14 protein-coding genes and 1 pseudogene are annotated in these 15,516 nt (G+C 65.1%); 3 read left to right on the top strand and 12 right to left on the bottom strand.

The window, feature by feature from the left end:
* Positions 1 to 223: 223 nt before the first annotated feature.
* From AC07Y4_RS21590 to AC07Y4_RS21560, 7 genes are all read right to left on the bottom strand, one after another.
* On the bottom strand, positions 224 to 1,426 hold the full coding sequence (locus AC07Y4_RS21590) for a YagK/YfjJ domain-containing protein (RefSeq protein ID WP_495275034.1): 1,203 nt from the start codon (positions 1,424 to 1,426) through the stop codon (positions 224 to 226).
* A gap of 845 nt (positions 1,427 to 2,271) precedes the next feature.
* On the bottom strand, positions 2,272 to 3,693 hold the full coding sequence (locus AC07Y4_RS21585; protein WP_495275033.1) for a YfjI family protein: 1,422 nt from the start codon (positions 3,691 to 3,693) through the stop codon (positions 2,272 to 2,274).
* Entirely contained in the window at positions 3,690 to 4,037 is a 348-nt protein-coding gene (locus AC07Y4_RS21580) for a hypothetical protein (protein ID WP_495275032.1), read from the bottom strand. The genes AC07Y4_RS21585 and AC07Y4_RS21580 overlap by 4 nt, the downstream gene beginning before the upstream one ends.
* Positions 4,034 to 4,252, bottom strand: coding sequence for a DNA-binding protein (locus AC07Y4_RS21575; RefSeq protein WP_495275031.1), 219 nt, complete (start codon positions 4,250 to 4,252; stop codon positions 4,034 to 4,036). Before AC07Y4_RS21575 ends, AC07Y4_RS21580 begins: the two co-directional genes overlap by 4 nt.
* A gap of 168 nt (positions 4,253 to 4,420) precedes the next feature.
* Entirely contained in the window at positions 4,421 to 5,269 is an 849-nt protein-coding gene (locus AC07Y4_RS21570) for a hypothetical protein (protein WP_495275030.1), read from the bottom strand.
* The gene (locus AC07Y4_RS21565) at positions 5,217 to 6,635 is read right to left on the bottom strand and encodes a tyrosine-type recombinase/integrase (RefSeq protein ID WP_495275029.1); all 1,419 of its coding nucleotides are present in this window, start codon (positions 6,633 to 6,635) and stop codon (positions 5,217 to 5,219) included. The genes AC07Y4_RS21570 and AC07Y4_RS21565 overlap by 53 nt, the downstream gene beginning before the upstream one ends.
* Before the next feature lie 290 nt (positions 6,636 to 6,925).
* Positions 6,926 to 7,354 carry a low affinity iron permease family protein gene (locus AC07Y4_RS21560; RefSeq protein WP_095743449.1) on the bottom strand — a complete coding sequence of 143 codons (429 nt, stop codon included), beginning with the start codon at positions 7,352 to 7,354 and terminating at the stop codon, positions 6,926 to 6,928.
* Positions 7,355 to 7,620: 266 nt separating this feature from the next.
* Here AC07Y4_RS21560 and AC07Y4_RS21555 point away from each other — a divergent pair, with 266 nt between their 5' ends.
* A complete protein-coding gene (locus AC07Y4_RS21555; RefSeq protein WP_095949439.1) occupies positions 7,621 to 8,112 on the top strand; it encodes a ferritin-like domain-containing protein in 492 nt (163 codons plus the stop codon).
* Positions 8,113 to 8,142: 30 nt separating this feature from the next.
* Positions 8,143 to 8,469 carry a hypothetical protein gene (locus AC07Y4_RS21550; RefSeq protein WP_495275028.1) on the top strand — a complete coding sequence of 109 codons (327 nt, stop codon included), beginning with the start codon at positions 8,143 to 8,145 and terminating at the stop codon, positions 8,467 to 8,469.
* Here the strand turns inward: AC07Y4_RS21550 and AC07Y4_RS21545 are convergent, their stop codons facing one another.
* Both AC07Y4_RS21545 and AC07Y4_RS21540 read right to left on the bottom strand, forming a co-directional pair.
* On the bottom strand, positions 8,470 to 8,907 hold the full coding sequence (locus tag AC07Y4_RS21545) for a DUF1810 domain-containing protein (protein ID WP_495275027.1): 438 nt from the start codon (positions 8,905 to 8,907) through the stop codon (positions 8,470 to 8,472). It lies immediately after the preceding gene.
* The gene (locus tag AC07Y4_RS21540; RefSeq protein WP_495275026.1) at positions 8,904 to 11,162 is read right to left on the bottom strand and encodes a hypothetical protein; all 2,259 of its coding nucleotides are present in this window, start codon (positions 11,160 to 11,162) and stop codon (positions 8,904 to 8,906) included. Before AC07Y4_RS21540 ends, AC07Y4_RS21545 begins: the two co-directional genes overlap by 4 nt.
* 149 nt (positions 11,163 to 11,311) lie before the next feature.
* Between AC07Y4_RS21540 and AC07Y4_RS21535 the strand changes: the two genes are divergently transcribed.
* Positions 11,312 to 11,674, top strand: coding sequence for a hypothetical protein (locus AC07Y4_RS21535; RefSeq protein ID WP_495275025.1), 363 nt, complete (start codon positions 11,312 to 11,314; stop codon positions 11,672 to 11,674).
* A gap of 132 nt (positions 11,675 to 11,806) precedes the next feature.
* Here the strand turns inward: AC07Y4_RS21535 and AC07Y4_RS21530 are convergent, their stop codons facing one another.
* The 3 genes and pseudogenes from AC07Y4_RS21530 to AC07Y4_RS21520 form a co-directional block, all read right to left on the bottom strand.
* On the bottom strand, positions 11,807 to 12,460 hold the full coding sequence (locus tag AC07Y4_RS21530) for a winged helix-turn-helix domain-containing protein (protein ID WP_492733702.1): 654 nt from the start codon (positions 12,458 to 12,460) through the stop codon (positions 11,807 to 11,809).
* Positions 12,461 to 12,878: 418 nt separating this feature from the next.
* Positions 12,879 to 13,163, bottom strand: a pseudogene (locus AC07Y4_RS21525) (response regulator); the annotation flags it as partial.
* Between the two features lie 27 nt (positions 13,164 to 13,190).
* On the bottom strand, positions 13,191 to 15,516 hold a 2,326-nt coding region (locus AC07Y4_RS21520), incomplete at its 5' end, for an ATP-binding protein (protein ID WP_495275024.1).

Here is a 15,516-nt window from a genome sequence, read left to right as displayed (position 1 = left end):
TCAGGAGTCAAAGCGCGGGGAGTTCAAGCGGGAGGTCAAGTGCAAGGATGGCATTGGCGCGACGTGGCGCGGGGGCAAAGGTCCACGACACCGGCAGCAGTGCGAAGTTCAGGCGCGCGGGCTCGTGGGGCACGAGTAGACGGGCCGAAGCACGATCACAGGTGTTCCTGTCACCACGACGAGTGCGAACACGTGTCCTCCAGGTTGCAGTTTCCGGTTTGCATCAGCAACTCACCGATGGCTGGGGGGCTTCGATCGGCATCCGTATCGGAAAAAACCGTCGCTTCTTCTCGGAAAACACATGCGTTATCTGTCCCTGCTGCATCGACGGCCTGTTCTCGGGACGGCCACCTCTACTCGGATCCTTCGCCTTGGGCCAGCCTCCTTTGTTCAGCAGGCGGTCCTTGCTCCCCGTCTGGGCCTCGGCGTAGTAGCAGCCCTTCACAGCGTAGCGCGTCACCACGCTGTTCAGAATTTCGCGCATGGCCAAATCGTGTCGATGAACCATGCCCACGCCTGCCTTGTCTCCATACCTGCCTTCCTTCGCAGCGAGATTGCAGTTGTAGTAGCGACCGTAGCCACCAGCGATCTCGTTCTTCCACGTCCAGCAGATCCTTGACGCAATGCCAACATCATTTTGGTGATTGTCGCCGTTCAAGAGCAGCGCGACGTGAAAGTGCCAGCCTGTTTCGATCCCATACTCGGTGCCGATGACGTATCCGGCAATCGGCTCGGACTTCTTCTTGGCATCACGGTCTCTTTTCGACTGAATCACTTTGGGAAGATCGCGATTGAGGAACTTAATCAGCGCCTCGCGGTGGGCGCGTGCTTGAGTCCAGTCATGTGCTGGGGCAAAGCCTTCGACGAACATGCAATCGACTCGAATCACCAGAAGGCGCGAGTGACGATTGAACTGCGCATCGGTGTAGCATCGAGTGCAGGTGAGGTTGCGCCTCACCTTGTCTTGATGCGCTTTCACTGTCTTGCGAAAATCTGGATCGCGCGCTCTCGCGCGCAATGCCGCTAGCATGCGCTGCCTAGCTGCAGCGTACTCCTTGTGCTGCGCCACGTTCAATGCTTTGTCAGGTGCCCTATAGTCGAACAGGCGCTCCTTGGCAGCGCACCGCATGAAGAGCTCGACGTAGGGATGAAGTCGATGTTTGGGGAAATGCTCCTCTAGTTGTGCAGGCCTCAACCACAGCGCATGTTGAAGTCGCTGGTCTAGCAGCGTGCCAAAGCGTTGCACTGGAGACCTGCCTGATGCGCATTGAGATGGTCTCAATGCGAGCAGATCACGGGTGAGATCGACAATGTCCTCGATGTGCTTGGCTGTCTGAAAGCCAAGCGGTATGCGAAGGCGTGACTTCCCGTCGACGGTTTCGCGGCAAAAAAGGCTGATGCTTAACGCTCGCTCGTCGCTAAGCACGGATGAAGTCTGACGCGATGATAGTGCTGCTGCGCATTTAGTCATTAGAAATAGCTTTGATTGCGAGGGGGCCTCGCCGGGCGGGCGGATGGCAACCTAGATACAGGCAGTCTCGAACGAGATGCAATGGATAATCTGGATACAGATAAAGAGATAATCCGAAACCTCTTTCCCTCTATGAAGCGAAGATATCCAGGGACACCTTGGATCTAGTGCCATAAATATGACATCTGACCGATAAAAAGTTATCACGCTCGACGGATATGCCTTGTGAGGCAATGGCCAGCCGATTTCGAGGACGTGATGCCTGGCGCGATGTTGACTTCACCCCCCCCGTGCATGTCCTGTGCTGCGCATTTCGTGCGCTCACATTGGCGGTGCGCGATCCCTGGGCGAGCCAAGGGTGCGCGGAGATGTGGCGGACTGATATCACCGTATTTCTATCGAAGTAAAGGCTTTGCGGCGTCGCGCGAAAGCGCGAGGCGCTTGGTTGTCAAGCTGCTCGCGCAACACTTGCGCGTGATGGAAATGTCCATCGCTATCGCGTTTGAATACAGCTCAGGAGAAGCGCGTATGGTCTTACTGGAAGGGCGGAATGTGCCCAGCGGAATGAGAGCCTCATTCAGGGCGGTCGACGTGCTGTTCGTGCAGCCCTGCCGATCGGGGCGGTGTGGCCGTTTGCTGCCCGCTGTTGAGGCGAGCCGAGGGCCGCTCGGCCCTGAGATCCCTTCAATGGGCAGTCGGGGCTGTCGAGTCCCCGTAAACAATGCGATTCCATGCGACGAATCGCATGGAATCGCACTGCTTGGAAGTAGAGACGGCCAAAACCACTTCCCGCGGGCACTTCAGGGTGCAGTGAAGTTGGGGCCGGGATTGATGAAGCGGCGGCGTCCAATCAAGCTGATCCACACCTTTCCGGAAGCGACCAGGAAGTCCAGGACTTCGTTGAAGCGGGCAACCGGGCGGATCGGACCGTTACGAAGGACTGCGTTGCGAGGGGCCGTCAGAATGCCGCTTTGGTAGAAGTGCGTGTGGAGGTAGAACACCAACGCCTTGGCATCCGACTGAACTTGCGTCACGCCGGGCTGATGCCCGAACAGTCGCTTGAACTCATCGATATGCCAGCCAACGATCGACAATGCGCGCTGCAATCCATCGAAACCGATCGGCCCCTGCTGCCCGGTGAAGAAGTGAAGCAGCGCCGCGATACGGCCCGTGATCTCCATCGCCTTCGATGCGAAATCCTTGATGTCGCTCAAGTAACCGAACGGCTGCAACATCGCCTCGATCTGGTTCGAAATGTCGATCCAGCGCACCACCGCGTCGGGCGAAAACTCCAGCACTTCGCGTTCGATGGGGCCGTCAGCAAGGCGTCGGTCGTATTCCTCGAGCAACTCCTTGCTGCGAGCGTGAAAGCCATGCAGGTAGACCCACTGCTCGTTGTACCAATACACGAAGCGAAATCCCTGTGTGGAGGGCGGAGCCCCCACCAGCATGCGCGCCCAGAAGCCAGAGCCGCGGGCGAGGTCGCCGTGGCGTCGCAGGTAGTCCTTGAGCACGGCCGGTTGGACCATGATGCTCAGGGTCAACCGCGGATTGCGAGCGACGACGTGCACACCGTGTCCGCGATCAAGCGCAATACTCTTGGCTCCGTCCCAGCTGCGGTTAGGCACGCTGAACTTTTCCATCGCTTTAAGCACCGCCTCGCCTTCATCTGTTGTGAGTGCGATGGACTCGCAATCGCCCTCTAGTACGTCGATGAGCGCGCGTTCGGAGATGTCTTGGCGGATGAATTGTCGCAAGCGCGGCTTGAGCGGTTTCTTCTTCTCGTGCGCTTCCAACTGTCGTTCCATTTCATCTGTCGGCTCTTCCTGGTGCACCGCCTTCTTGAGCTTGCTTTGGAGCACTTGCCCCTTTGCTCGCCAGACGCGTACATCGCACATGTACTGGTCGAGATCGTGGTTGTATTTGGCCGCACGCGCCTCGTCACGGGCATAGATCGGGGCCGACACGATGCCATCGACTCCTGACTTGCGTTCGCCAGTCTCCCCGATGCCCATGAAGTTCACCGCGACAGGGCGCAGTTGGCCCGACGGCAGTCGCACATCGACAAGACCTTGACAGGACAGCGAAATGGCAGACAGGACGGACATGGCAACTAAGGCGTGGGGGGCCTGCACCTTGGCCTGGATTTCCTGAACCAGACATGCCAGATCGTGGGGAAGCGCATCGAAGGGATGCGGACGTGCAACGATGGGCGCGATCATTGTTCGCTCCCTTCCTTGAGTTGGCTTTCCGTCTCCGCCGGCGGCGTCATCTGGACTCCACCGCAGGAAGGGCAGCGAATCCCTTCCCCGTTTTCGTTGCGCTGAGCACGCGCGTCGTCGAGCAGCTTCTTGAACTTCGCCGGATGCAGCTTGAGGCCCTCGTGCTCGAGCGCTTCCAAGATGGAGCGCTGCGTCACGCCGCGAGCGAGGGCTCGCTCGATGTTGGAATACAGCGCGGAGAACTTGGCGGCGATGGTACGTTCGGCCGTGGGCTGGAGCGCGTCGATCGACGTCATCAGCGTATCGATGCCTTGAATCCCGATGGTGGCAGTCATGTGGCTCATTGCTGGCTCTCCTCGATCAGCGTGGCGATCGAATCGGCCGGCCACAGCAGGCGGCGGTTCGGCAGGCGCAGCGGCTTGACGCCGAAATACGAGCCGTGGCTGCTCAGGCGCTTGCGGACAGTTTGCGCATCGACCAGATGCTGTGCGGCGAACTGGTCGGTGGTGAAGCGGAAGTTATCCGATGGAGGAGGCTGCGTGCGGATATCGAGTGCCATGATGGCTCCTTCTGAACGGGTTGAAGAAAAACTTCGCGCCGGTAGGAGTCACATGGTCAGCGTCGTACTGCGCGGTTCATCGTGGCTCCATCCCGATGCGTGGAGCCAGTTTCAATCTAAGAACTGCGGGGCACGTCCTCATGAGCGTTCGTGAACGGTCGTGATCGTTCATGAGCGGTCAGTGTCATCTGACGTATTCGCTTCGGATCGGAGATGCTTCTCGTTCCGGTTGAGCCATTGTTGAAGGGCGGTTAAGGTCAACGGCCCCCAAGGACGCTTCGATCCTCCGGGGATCTCGATTGTGTTGGTGCCTTTGAGTCTGAGCGCTGGGGACCGCCCGCTTCCGGCCATCTCGAGCAACTCCTGCCAAATAAGTAGGGGCCGCCAAGGCCCAGTCGAGGATGTTCTGTCGAGCGCCTTGGCGATCTCACTAGCGATGGGCGATCTGATCTTGCCATCCTCAACCAACTTCACCATGCGTTTGGAAAAAAACCCCGGCGTCGGGAGGTCAGCCTGTGGCAACTGAGCCTCAGCTACCGAAGGGTGTCTATTTCGTTCCACGGCGGCATGCTGTTCCAGTTCGAGGAGGCGAGCTACCACGTTTTGCTGCACCGGAGTCGCATTTTCAAATCCTGCGAGGACGAGGAAGTGATCTAGAAACATCGGGCGACGTAGCGAGCCCCTGTATTCTTCTTCGCACCAAATTAGGAAGGAGATTGGCTCTTCCTCAGTTGGTACTTCGGAACTGCAGCCATCCTCGTCCTCGTGACATTCGGACCAATCCTTCATCACGGAACGAGCGCTTTGCAGCTGACTAGGCCGGGCGGGAGAGATGGGATCCGACAGTTGACAAGCTTCGTCTGGGACACTGATAGCCGGCGGCACAGGTTGCACTCCGCTGATCAACATTGCACCGGTCGCGACGGTCCACTTTGGAAGCTTCAAGAAACCGGTGATCGTTGCGTTAAAGCTGTCCAGCTTCTTTAGCTCTTGTATCGTGAAGCTTGTTGATTTCATGGTCATTCGGTGTCTGGGGTGCGTGCCTGGCGGTGAATGCGACGCCGGCCTCGGTCAAAATCCAAGCCTCAATCTGGTCATGCCACTTGCGCAGCAGGTCCAGTGGCCGGCGGCGGTAGTGCTTCTCGGCGATCGCGCTGGGCTTGTGCCCCTGGATCTGCGCAATGGCACCGGCCGGCGCCTCGCACCATTCGGACAATGTGCCGAACGATCGGCGCAGGCCGTGCAGCGTGACGTGCGGCAAGTCGGCCTGTTCGAGCGCCTTGGTGTGGGCACTGCGCGGCTCGGCGAGCCTACCATCTGCTGAGGTCGGGCTTGGAAAAACCCAGGGTGACGGGCTCCAGGTGCGGCCTTGTGCTTCGAGGCGTCTGATTTGTCGCCGAGTCGGCGGTACTTCGTTCAGCCGATTGAGTTTGAGCAGCAGGCTGGACAGATAAGGGGGGAGAGGGATGGTCCGCCCTCCCGTTCCTTCCACTTTGTCGTTGAGCGTCAGGCTGCGCCAGCGGAAATCCACGTCTTCCCAGCGCAGCGCCGCCAACTCTTCGCGCCGGGCGCCAGTGAGGAGCAGGCCTTGTAGGTACGCGCTGATGACCGGGTTGGGTAGTTCGCGCACGCTGGTGAACCAGGAGGCCAACTGTTCGCGCTGCAGGCAGTCGCCCTCTTTGGCTTTCACGCGCGGCACGGCGTCCTTCACGCTGCGCGTTTGATAACTGTCGGCGGGAATGAGCCCCTTGTAGGCCGGCGTGTCCTTGGCCCAGCGAATGAAGCCTCGCAGCAGTCGAAACGACAGGGCGGTCATCGTCGGGCGGGTGGCGGTCTCGGCCGTGAGCCATTGCGCGAGGCGGGCTCCCGTGAGGTCCGGTAGCCGCAGCGGGCGCAGCGCAGCCAGCGGACCAGCCTGGGTGAGGCCCTGTCCCCGCTTCCTGGCCACCCCGCCTTCCGAGGCGTGCTGGACGTGGTCGCTGTAGTGACGTTCGCTCCAAAACGGCTTTCGCTCCTGGATGTAGGCGTCCCACGCCTGACCAAAGAGCACATCCTGGCGTGCGGCCTCTTCTCGGCGGGCCTCCAAGGCCAGGCGCTGCTCGGCCTTCACCTCCCTGGGGTCCTTGCCCTCATTCACGAGCATCTTGAGGCGGCTAGCTTCCGTGCGCGCACGGCCCAGTTCCCAGGCGCGTGCATCGCCGATCGTGACGCGCAGCGTCTTGCCGAACAGGCGGGACTCGAAGACGTAGGCGCGCGCACCGGCCACGGTGACCCGCAAGCCGAACCCGGGGGTCTTGGCGTCCCAATGGATGGTCTGTTGTTTGCCGGGCTCGCAGGGTAGGTTCTCTACCCGTGCAGCGGTCAGAGTCAGTTTGGTCGTCATAGATGCCTACATGATGCCGTGTAGGCATCATGTAGGCAGTCTAGAGCAATTTTGGTCAACACTGATCTATGCGAGGAATTTCCGATGGCGATGTAAGCTGTTGATTTAAAAGAAATTTACCTTCTGTATCACCATCGATCAACACAAAAACATGTCGACTTGTTCAGATTGAAAATCCGCGTGTCGGTGGTTCGATTCCGCCCCAGGCCACCAAATTCAGTCAAAAAGCCCGACCTTCCGAGGTCGGGCTTTTTGCATTCTGGCGCCGTGTTTGGGGAATCTCACTCCCGCTATCCGGCCCGATCCCCGTTGATGTCGTCATGCCCGCGGCGCCTGCGTTCGGCCCGCGTCTTCGCCAGCGTCGCCTGGCTCTGCTTGGCCGCCGCCTCGCAGCGCGCGTGCAGCGCGATCAGCTCCTTGTCCGTGAGCCGCTCGATGCCGATGAAGTCGTCTTCCGCGTCGGAGGTGCGGATCAGTTCGTCGAGCTTGGTCTGCAGGGCGACGCTGTCGCGGTTCTGCGTGTTCTGGATCAGGAACACCATGAGGAAGGTGACGATGGTGGTGCCGGTGTTGATCACCAGCTGCCACGTTTCCGAAAAGCCGAAGAACGGCCCCGCGACCGCCCAGGCCACGACGACGACCACGCAGACCAGGAAGGCCGCCGGGCTGCCCGTCCAGCGTGCGACGGTGTTGGCGAAGGAATCAAAGAGTCGCTCCATGCGCGTGTCCTCCAGTCGGGGCGATGCTGCCGCGGCGGTGCGTGCGAGCGCGTCAGCCGAGGCCCGCCTCGCATGGCATCGCAATTCCCCTGAGGCTGTCGGCGCATGGCGGCGCGCGGCCGTGGCCTCGGACACGGCTTACACGCGTCGTCGGGTCGAGACGACAGGGCGCTTCCCGCACCGTGTCGACCATGAAGGCTCATTGCAGTCTTTCTTTCTCAACCCGGCCCTCGCTTCGGCGACCGGCCTTCAAGGAGCAACCCCCCATGGCCAACGATACCCAGGCAACCACCGCGGACGCGGTGTCCAACGATCAGGTGATCGACGTTCTGAACGACCTTCTGGAGAACACGCGCGACGGCGAGTACGGCTTTCGCGCCTGCGCGAAGGAAGTCGACTCGGCGCAACTGAAGCCGGTGTTCGAAAGCCGCGCTTCGCAATGCGCCAGCGCGGCATCCGAACTCGTCGCACTCATCCGCCAGCTCGGCGGCAAACCCGACGACGGCGGCACGGTCAGCGGTGCGGTGCATCGCGGCTGGGTGCATGTGAAGGGCGCGGTCGGCGCGAACAGCGCGCTGTCGATGCTTGAGGAATGCGAGCGCGGCGAAGACGCGGCACTCGCGCGCTACCGCAAGGCCCTCAAGGCCGACCTGCCGGCCGAGGTGCGCATGCTGGTGCAGCGCCAGGCCGACGGTGCGCAGGCCAACCACGACCAGATCAAGGGCCTGCGCGATCAATTCCGCAGTGCCAAGGGCTGACCGGCCGGCACCCTCGGGATGCCTTCCACCATGACCGGTGACAGCCACGCGCCCGCCATGCCCCGCGCGCCGTCCGCGACGGAAGTTGCGGACGGCGTCGGCGAGCGCCTTCTCACTTTCAGCTACCTCGGCTGGTGGTTTTCGTGCGCCGCGCAGCAGGTGGACGGTCAGACCTTTAGGCCCGTGGTCTTCTGCCGCGCCCATGGGGGCGGCGACGTCGAAGGCGCGGAGCAGCGCCTGCCGCCCGACACGGACAACGTCGCGTACGGCAGCGAAGCCGAGGCGCTGCGCCACGCCGAGCAGCAAGCCATTCGCTGGGCGCATGACCGCACGGGCGACGGCCAGGGCCGGTTCTGATCACGCAGCTCGGATGAGCGCGATCGTCGCGTCGTCCCGCGCGCCGTTGAAGTACTGCGCCAGCACATCGCCGAGCACGGGGGCTTCAGGCGCCACGATCTCGAACAGCGTCATGCAGGAGCGCAGCTTGAGGTCGTCCGGCGAGCCGAAGACCTGATGCGCATCGGTGCCGGGCAGGGCGCGCACCAGCTCCGCGCAGTGGCGCAGTCGCTCACCGAGCACGGGGTGCTGCCAGTACGCCGTCGCTTCGGCGATACCGTCGAGGCCGAAGAACTGCGCGGTCGCACTGCGGCCCAGCGCCTTCAGTTGCGGAAAGACGAACCACATCCAGTGCGTGCGCTTGCGTCCCGCCGCGAGTTCCGCGCAGACCTGGGCGTACACGGGCTCTTGCGCCGCCACGAAGCGTTCGAGGTGCCAGTCGATGGTCATGTGTGTCATGCGCCCGGTGTGGTGGCAGTCGCCCGATCATGCTGCAACCGCGGCGGCAACCGAGGGTCGAGCCAGTCCATGCGCCACGCCAGCAGCAGCACCGCGCCGACCACGCAGGTGACGGCCAGCGCGCCCGCGAGGCCATGTCGCTGGCGGTACGGATCGGGTGCGATGCGCTGGGCGCCCGGCGGCACGCGTGCCGTCTGCGACAGCATGCCGCCCAGGCGCACGTTGACCTTCATGCGGCCGTTGATGGCCCATCCGCTCGCATCGAGGATCGGGCCCAGGCTGCGTTGGCGCAGCTTGAGCCACGCGATCAGCATGCTCGGTCCCGAGATCGCGATCACGATGCCGACGAGCGCCACCGGAATCCATTGCCCCAGGTCGACGAACTTGCCGAAGATGCCGACCAGCACGGCACTGATGCTGCCCAGTGCCACGCCGATGGCGGCTACGGTGCCGACGTCGATGCGGCTGCCGGTGGGCAGGATCGGCCCTGGCTTGGCCGGCGTCTTCGTTGGCGAGGCCGCTGCGTCGGTCGGTTGATCAGCGGTGGCGACGCGTCCGGCCAGCGTCTGCAACGCGCTCTGCGAGCCGGCCTCGCTGGCCGCCGCGCGTTTCGCCACCTGCTCCTCGATCAACCGCACGAACTTCTTGTAGGGCGCGAAGAAGGCCTGCGCCACGCTCGTGGGGTTCTCGATCAGCTTGGTGACGGTGGCGTCCCAGTCGCGGCCCTGGCGGTCGTAGAACACGCCGTTGCGTCCGGCGAAAAGAAAGTCGACGTCGCCGGCCGTGAAGGCGGCGACGATGCTCATCTTTTCTCCCTGGCGCGTGCAGTCGCAGTACGCGAGGCAGGTCTTGGCCAGGCCGGCCAGCGCGGCGTGGCGCGCGGTGTCCTGCACCTGCACCGTGAGCTCGCAGCTGCGCCCGTCGAGGTAGAGCGTGCCCGCCTGGAAGATCGCGCCCTCGCGCCGGTAGAACGCCTTGAACGACACGAAGTTGTGCAGCAGCACGCGCAGGTCGCGCTGCAGCCGCAGCAGCTTCTCGAGGTCGGTCAGCAGCCGGTTGTGGTGCTCGGCGGCCTCGTCTTCGGCAATGAGTGCGAGCAACGCGTCGCGTGTCGCGAGCAGGGCGTCGATGCGTTCACGCGGCAGGCCCGCGAGCGCGTTGTCAGGCCGCGCGGCGATCCACGCGTCGCAAGGCGCGAGCCGCTCGCGCAGCACTTGCCACTGGGCTTCTTCGAGCGTGTCGCGTTCGCCGAGCAACGGCGCCACTGCGTCGCGCGCGAACGCGGCCATGGCCTCGGCCCAGGCAGGATTGAGGCTCGCACCGCCCAGCGGCAACGAGCGATGGGGCGTCACCGGCGCCAGCGGCAGCTCCGCCACCGGCTGCACGCTCGCATCGAAGGTGTGCCCCGCGAGCGCGTCGTAGGCCTCGGGCGAGGGGTTGAGTGCCACCACTGCCTGCACGTCATAGGCGGCCACGCGGCAGCGCGCGAAGAAGTCGTCGACCTTGGCCGCGACCGCGCGCAGGGCCTCGGCCGCAGCCAGTGTGCGTCTGCCCAGCGGTAGCAGCGCCTCTGCGTCACCCTGCGCATGCCAGTCGCGGACCGCTTGCGCTTCGGCCATGAAGGCCTCGGCACGTGCGCGATCGAGGCCGGGCGTCTGTTCGTGCCGGTCGGGCGTGCTGCCGTGGGTGCGCATCGCGTCCTCGATGGTGGCGCGCAGCGCGTCGTCGGTGCCGGCCGTGCCCGGCGTGACCACGCCGTCGCCGTTGAAGCGCATCGCGGCCAGCCATTCGCCGCGGTCGGCGATGTCGGCGAGGGTCAGCGTGTGCGTGTCCTGCTTGCCGAGCAGATCGAGGATGCGTCGGCCTTCCTTCGAGAGGTCGGCACCCGGCGCACGCGTGTCGTCGAGGTCGTCCAGCGACAGCGCGCCGCCGCCCGCGAGCAGCACGTCGGCGCTGCGCAGCCGCTCGCAGGCCCACTGGCAGGCCGCGATGACTTCGGGCGGTCGCACGCGGCCGTCGCCGTCGGTGTCGATGAGGTCGAGCGTGCGCGCATCGAAGTCGATGCCGCGCGTGGGGCAGGCGAGTGCGACCCACAGTTTCTGGTCGAGCTCGGCGATGCGTGCGATGTCCTCGCCGTTGCGAAACACCACCTGGTCCACGCCGCCCGCACGGATGAACTGCCAGCGGTGCGGCGTCGGGCCTGGCGAGTGGGTGCTGGGAAGGCCGGCGGGAACGGGGGCGGTGGCGGTCGTCAACGGGCTGATGTCCTTGGGGTGGTCGTGCGGGGTCGGGAGTGTTTGAAAGAGAGGGCAGCGTGCGTCGTGCACGGCGCGGCGCTTTCGTCTCGTGGCCATCAGCCTAGATCGCGCGACGGGGCGGGCTTGAGGACAGACGGCGCGCGGCGATGTCGGTCGACGCCGACATTGCGCCCGGTGACTGCGGCATCCCACCCATGGCCCGCAGGGTCAATGCCAGGGTATTGAGTGGATGCGCCGCGCCGACTTATCCTCCGGTCGCCATGACCGCCACACGCATCGATCTCGATCTGCCCGAAGGGTGGAGTTGCTGGTTCGAACTGCAGCAATCCGCCGAAGGCGCCTGTTCGGGCAAGGCGGAACTTCGCGAGGGCAACGAGCCGCGGTGCGTGCTGGTCATTGCGCAGCAGCCGACCCGCGAAGCCGTGATCGAACGGCTGAAGTTTCGCGCCGACTACTTCGTCGGAGAGTGGCGCATGCGGCAGCGCGAGGGCGGGACGCCGCGGCCCTGAGCTTGGGCGGTCTTGCGATCTTCTGCGCAGACCTCGGACCCGCAAGAAGTTGCACTCCCCAAAAGAAAAGCGACCGTTCGAAGCGGTCGCTTTTTTCTCTTGATGCGCGAGGGTGCGTTCGCACCCCGGATCTCACATGCGATACGACGGCGCAGGCGAGGAGACAGGCACCAGCTGGTAGCCCTGTCCGTAGACCGCGCGCAGCACGTACCCGTTTTCGCGCTGCAGCGACAGCTTGCGCCGCACGTTCGTGGCGCAGGCGTCGAGCGAGCGCGTGACGGGGCGTTCGGGCGGGAGCTTCCACACCGAACTCATGAGCCAGGAGCGCGTCAGCACGTTGCCGAGGTTGCGGAACAGCTCGAGTGCGAAGGAAAACTGCCGCGGCTGGAGCGCGATTTCGCGGTCGCGGTGCAGCACCGTGTTGTTGCCGTCGACGAAGCGGTACTCGCCCCAGGTCCAACGGTCCGTGGAGGGGGCCTGTCGCGTGGCGGCGCTCGTGTCCTGCTCCGTGTAGAGCGTGTGCATGTGCTGCACCAGCGCCTCGTTCGAGATGCGGCGCAAGTCGAAGTTGGTGCCGCTGCCCAGCAGGGGCATGTCGTCGAAATAGGAAGGCAGTGCGACGACGTCAGGTTCGCCCTGCGCGGTGATGGGCAGCGCGGGCATGCCCAGCACCCAGCACACGGTGAGCAGGCTTTCGCTGCCCATGGCATCGGGCGCGGCCAGCAGCAGGTCGAAGCGGCTGCCGCGGCTCAAGGTGGACAGCAGCTCTCCGATGGTGCTGAACATCACAGGCCGGTGACGGGCTGCCGTGCTGCAGGCTGTGCAGGAAGCCACGCTGGCCCGAAGGCACCGGACCGGTCTGCGGATGGTGCATGAAGCTGTGCTCGATCTCCGGCGCGGGGTTGCGGCGCACGCCTTGCGGCTTGATGGCGCTCCTCATCGCGGATGCGGCGCGGCGGCGCCCCGTGCGGTCTTCCTGCGTGTCCCTCGTCCTGGCATCGAGCACTCCCCTTTGTCTGTGTCTTGTGGCGGTTGCCGGGCCGTCCGGATTCGCGGCAGGCGAACGGTCGGCGCTCAAGACCTATTGGGGCGTAGCTCTGTAAATAAAAAGTAAACAATGCAAAAGCGCAAAGAAACACGCGCAATGCAAACAAGTGTTCTGCGCATGCGGACGCCCGCGGCCGGGGGCGCCCGCTTGGGGAACTCAGGCCGCGTGGGCCGTGGTCGCTGGTGCGTCGGTGCGGTGGTGGGCCAGGGCCTGCGCAATGGCCCGCACCAGGTCGGCCGTGAGGAAGGGCTTGCGCAGGATCCGCGTGCGCGGCGGCACGGCGTAGCGGTGCGCGAGCAGGTCGGAGGGCAGGCCCGAGATCAACACCACGGCAGTGCGCGGGTAGAGGCGCTGCACGTCGCGCATCAGCTGCAGGCCGTCGCCGCCGGGCCCCAGGCTGACGTCCGACAGCACCAGGTCGAAGGCCTGGCGTTCGAGCGCGGCGGTGGCGTGGGGGGGGGGGGGGGCCTACGCCACCGCCTGCACCCGCGCACCGTGCTCCTTGAAAAATTCGAAGGTGGCGTCGCGCACGTCGGTGTCGTCGTCCACCAGCAGCACCTGCAGCGCATCGAGCGACAGCGCGGGCGGTGGCGGTGCGCAGGCCGGCGCGGCCGACGGCGCGGCCTCGGGCAGCACCAGGGTGAACGCGGTGCCCTGGCCGACGGTGCTGCGCACGCGCAGGTCGCCGCCCGACTGCTTGACGAAGCCGTAGACGATGCTCAGGCCCAATCCGCTGCCTTCGTTCTCCTTGGTCGAGAAGAAGGGCTCGAAGATGTGCTCCAGCACGTGCGGCGGCATGCCGTGGCCCGTGTCGCTGATGCGGATCTCGACCACCGGGCCGGGGCTGCCCTGCGCGCCGTTCACGCCATGCGCCGCAGCCGCCGCCGCGTGCCACGCGCTGTGCAGCGTGAGCACGCCGCCGCGCGGCATCGCCGCGCCCCCGTTCAGCGCCAGGTTGAGGATCGCGTTCTCGAGCTGCCCGCCGTCGGCCTGCAGGTCGAGCTCGACGCGGATGCCCTGGCCGAGCGAGTACTCGATCAGGTCCTGCAGTCCAGCCAGCATCTGGTCGACATCGATCACTTCGGCGCGCAGCGTCTGGCGGCGGGCAAAGGCCAGCAGGCGCGTCGTGAGCACGGCGCCGCGCTCCGAGGCCCGGAACGCCCGGTCCACGATCCGGCGCATGTCGGGCGACAGGTCGTCGCGCGACTGCAGCAGCTGCAGGTTGCTGAAGATCGCCGCCAGCAGGTTGTTGAAGTCGTGCGCGACGCCGCCCGTGAGCTGGCCCAGCACTTCCATCTTCTGCGCCTGCCGCACTTGCCGTTCGAGCGCGCGGCTCTCGCTCTGGTCGCTGTACAGCGTGACGAAGCCGCCCGCCGGCATGGGGTGGTTGCGCACGGCCAGCACCTGGCCGTTGTCGAGCAGGTAGTCGTCGCGCCGCCGCTGTGCATCGGGCGGCCCCAGCAGGTCGACGGCGGGGCGGCCGTCGGCCAGCGCCGGCAGCGCCGCGCGCAGCGTGTCGAGCGTCGCGCCGGTATGGATCGCCTGCGCGGGCAGGCGCAGCAGCGCGGCGAAGCGCGGGTTCCAGGCCACCAGGCGGCCTTCGGCGTCGAACGCGCCCAGGCCGTCGTCGATGCTGTCGAGCACCGTGCGCAGCAGGCGTCGTTGCTCCGAAATGTCCGCACCCATCCGCCGCATCGACAGCGTGTTGTCGCGGAACACGTTGAATGCACCGACGAGCGCACCGACCTCGTCGTCGCGCCGTGAGACATCGGGCGGCGCGCTGGCGTTGCCGTGCGACAGCTCGGTGATGGCGGAGGTGACCCGCGTGAGGTCGCGCAGCGATTCGCGCAGGCTCCAGTACCCGAGCACCAGCGCGGCGGCCGCGACCAGCAGCGCGAGCGTGACCGCGATCAGCCCCGAGCGCACGATCAGGCCCACCGAATGTTCGCGCGAGGACACCTCGGCGCTGAGCGCCGCCACATGGCGGTCGACCGAGCGCGTGAGCTCTTCCGAGAGCACGCGCGTGGAGGTCAGCAGCAGGGTCTTGCGATCGCGCAGCGCGAGGTGCTGCCTGCGCAGCGCGAAGATGCTGTCGGCCTGCGCGGCGATCTGGGCGCGGATCGCCGCATCGATGCGCAAGGCGTTGGCTGAGCCGGCGTAGGCGAGATAGACCCGCTCGGCCTCGTCCAGGTCGAGCGTGTTGTGGGCGTACAAGGCAACCCGCAGCAGATGCAGCGTGTGGTCTGCAACGAACCTGGAACGCTCGGGCAGATCGGCGATGCGGTGCTCCATCTGGCTCAGCGCGTGAATGCGCCCGCGGCCTTCTTCCCGCAGCGCGAGGTCCAGGCGCTTGAACTCGATCAGATCGTCCAGCACCACCTGCATGGCGCTCAGCACCTTCGGCACACCGGTGGCCGCGCCGCTCGCCGGCGGCAGTTGCGCCGCGAGCACGCGCACCTCCTCCTGTCGCTTCAGCAGATCGGCCTTTTCCTGGTTGAGCCGCGCCGATATCGACATTTCCGCCACGTACGGCGCTGCCGCCGCCAGGTGCGTGACGCGCTCCGACAGCGCGAGCGACTTCGCCACCGACGGCAGGATGCGCTCATCGAAGCCCTGGATCGCGGCCTTGGCGTTGAACAGCGCCACCATCGCCACGGCGGCCAGCACCAGCGTGGTGATGGCCAGTACGGCGAACGCGGAGAGCCATCGCCCGCGCAGGCTGCACGAGCGCTTGCGCCCGCGCGCTGGCGCGTTCGCGTTCGAGGAGGTGCGGGGGCCTTGCATGGGGCGGGCG

This window comes from Variovorax sp. GW460-12-1-14-LB1 (assembly GCF_059423605.1).
Note: the sequence above shows the minus strand (reverse complement) of the source record. Positions and strands in the feature narration are given on the sequence as shown.

Coding starts and splice junctions, on each gene's coding strand:
- AC07Y4_RS21585 (WP_495275033.1), bottom strand. CDS start 3,693: ATGATCGCGCCCATCGTTGCACGTCCGCATCCCTTCGATGCGCTTCCC.
- AC07Y4_RS21580 (WP_495275032.1), bottom strand. CDS start 4,037: ATGAGCCACATGACTGCCACCATCGGGATTCAAGGCATCGATACGCTG.
- AC07Y4_RS21575 (WP_495275031.1), bottom strand. CDS start 4,252: ATGGCACTCGATATCCGCACGCAGCCTCCTCCATCGGATAACTTCCGC.
- AC07Y4_RS21570 (WP_495275030.1), bottom strand. CDS start 5,269: ATGAAATCAACAAGCTTCACGATACAAGAGCTAAAGAAGCTGGACAGC.
- AC07Y4_RS21565 (WP_495275029.1), bottom strand. CDS start 6,635: ATGACGACCAAACTGACTCTGACCGCTGCACGGGTAGAGAACCTACCC.
- AC07Y4_RS21560 (WP_095743449.1), bottom strand. CDS start 7,354: ATGGAGCGACTCTTTGATTCCTTCGCCAACACCGTCGCACGCTGGACG.
- AC07Y4_RS21555 (WP_095949439.1), top strand. CDS start 7,621: ATGGCCAACGATACCCAGGCAACCACCGCGGACGCGGTGTCCAACGAT.
- AC07Y4_RS21550 (WP_495275028.1), top strand. CDS start 8,143: ATGACCGGTGACAGCCACGCGCCCGCCATGCCCCGCGCGCCGTCCGCG.
- AC07Y4_RS21545 (WP_495275027.1), bottom strand. CDS start 8,907: ATGACACACATGACCATCGACTGGCACCTCGAACGCTTCGTGGCGGCG.
- AC07Y4_RS21535 (WP_495275025.1), top strand. CDS start 11,312: ATGTCGGTCGACGCCGACATTGCGCCCGGTGACTGCGGCATCCCACCC.
- AC07Y4_RS21530 (WP_492733702.1), bottom strand. CDS start 12,460: ATGTTCAGCACCATCGGAGAGCTGCTGTCCACCTTGAGCCGCGGCAGC.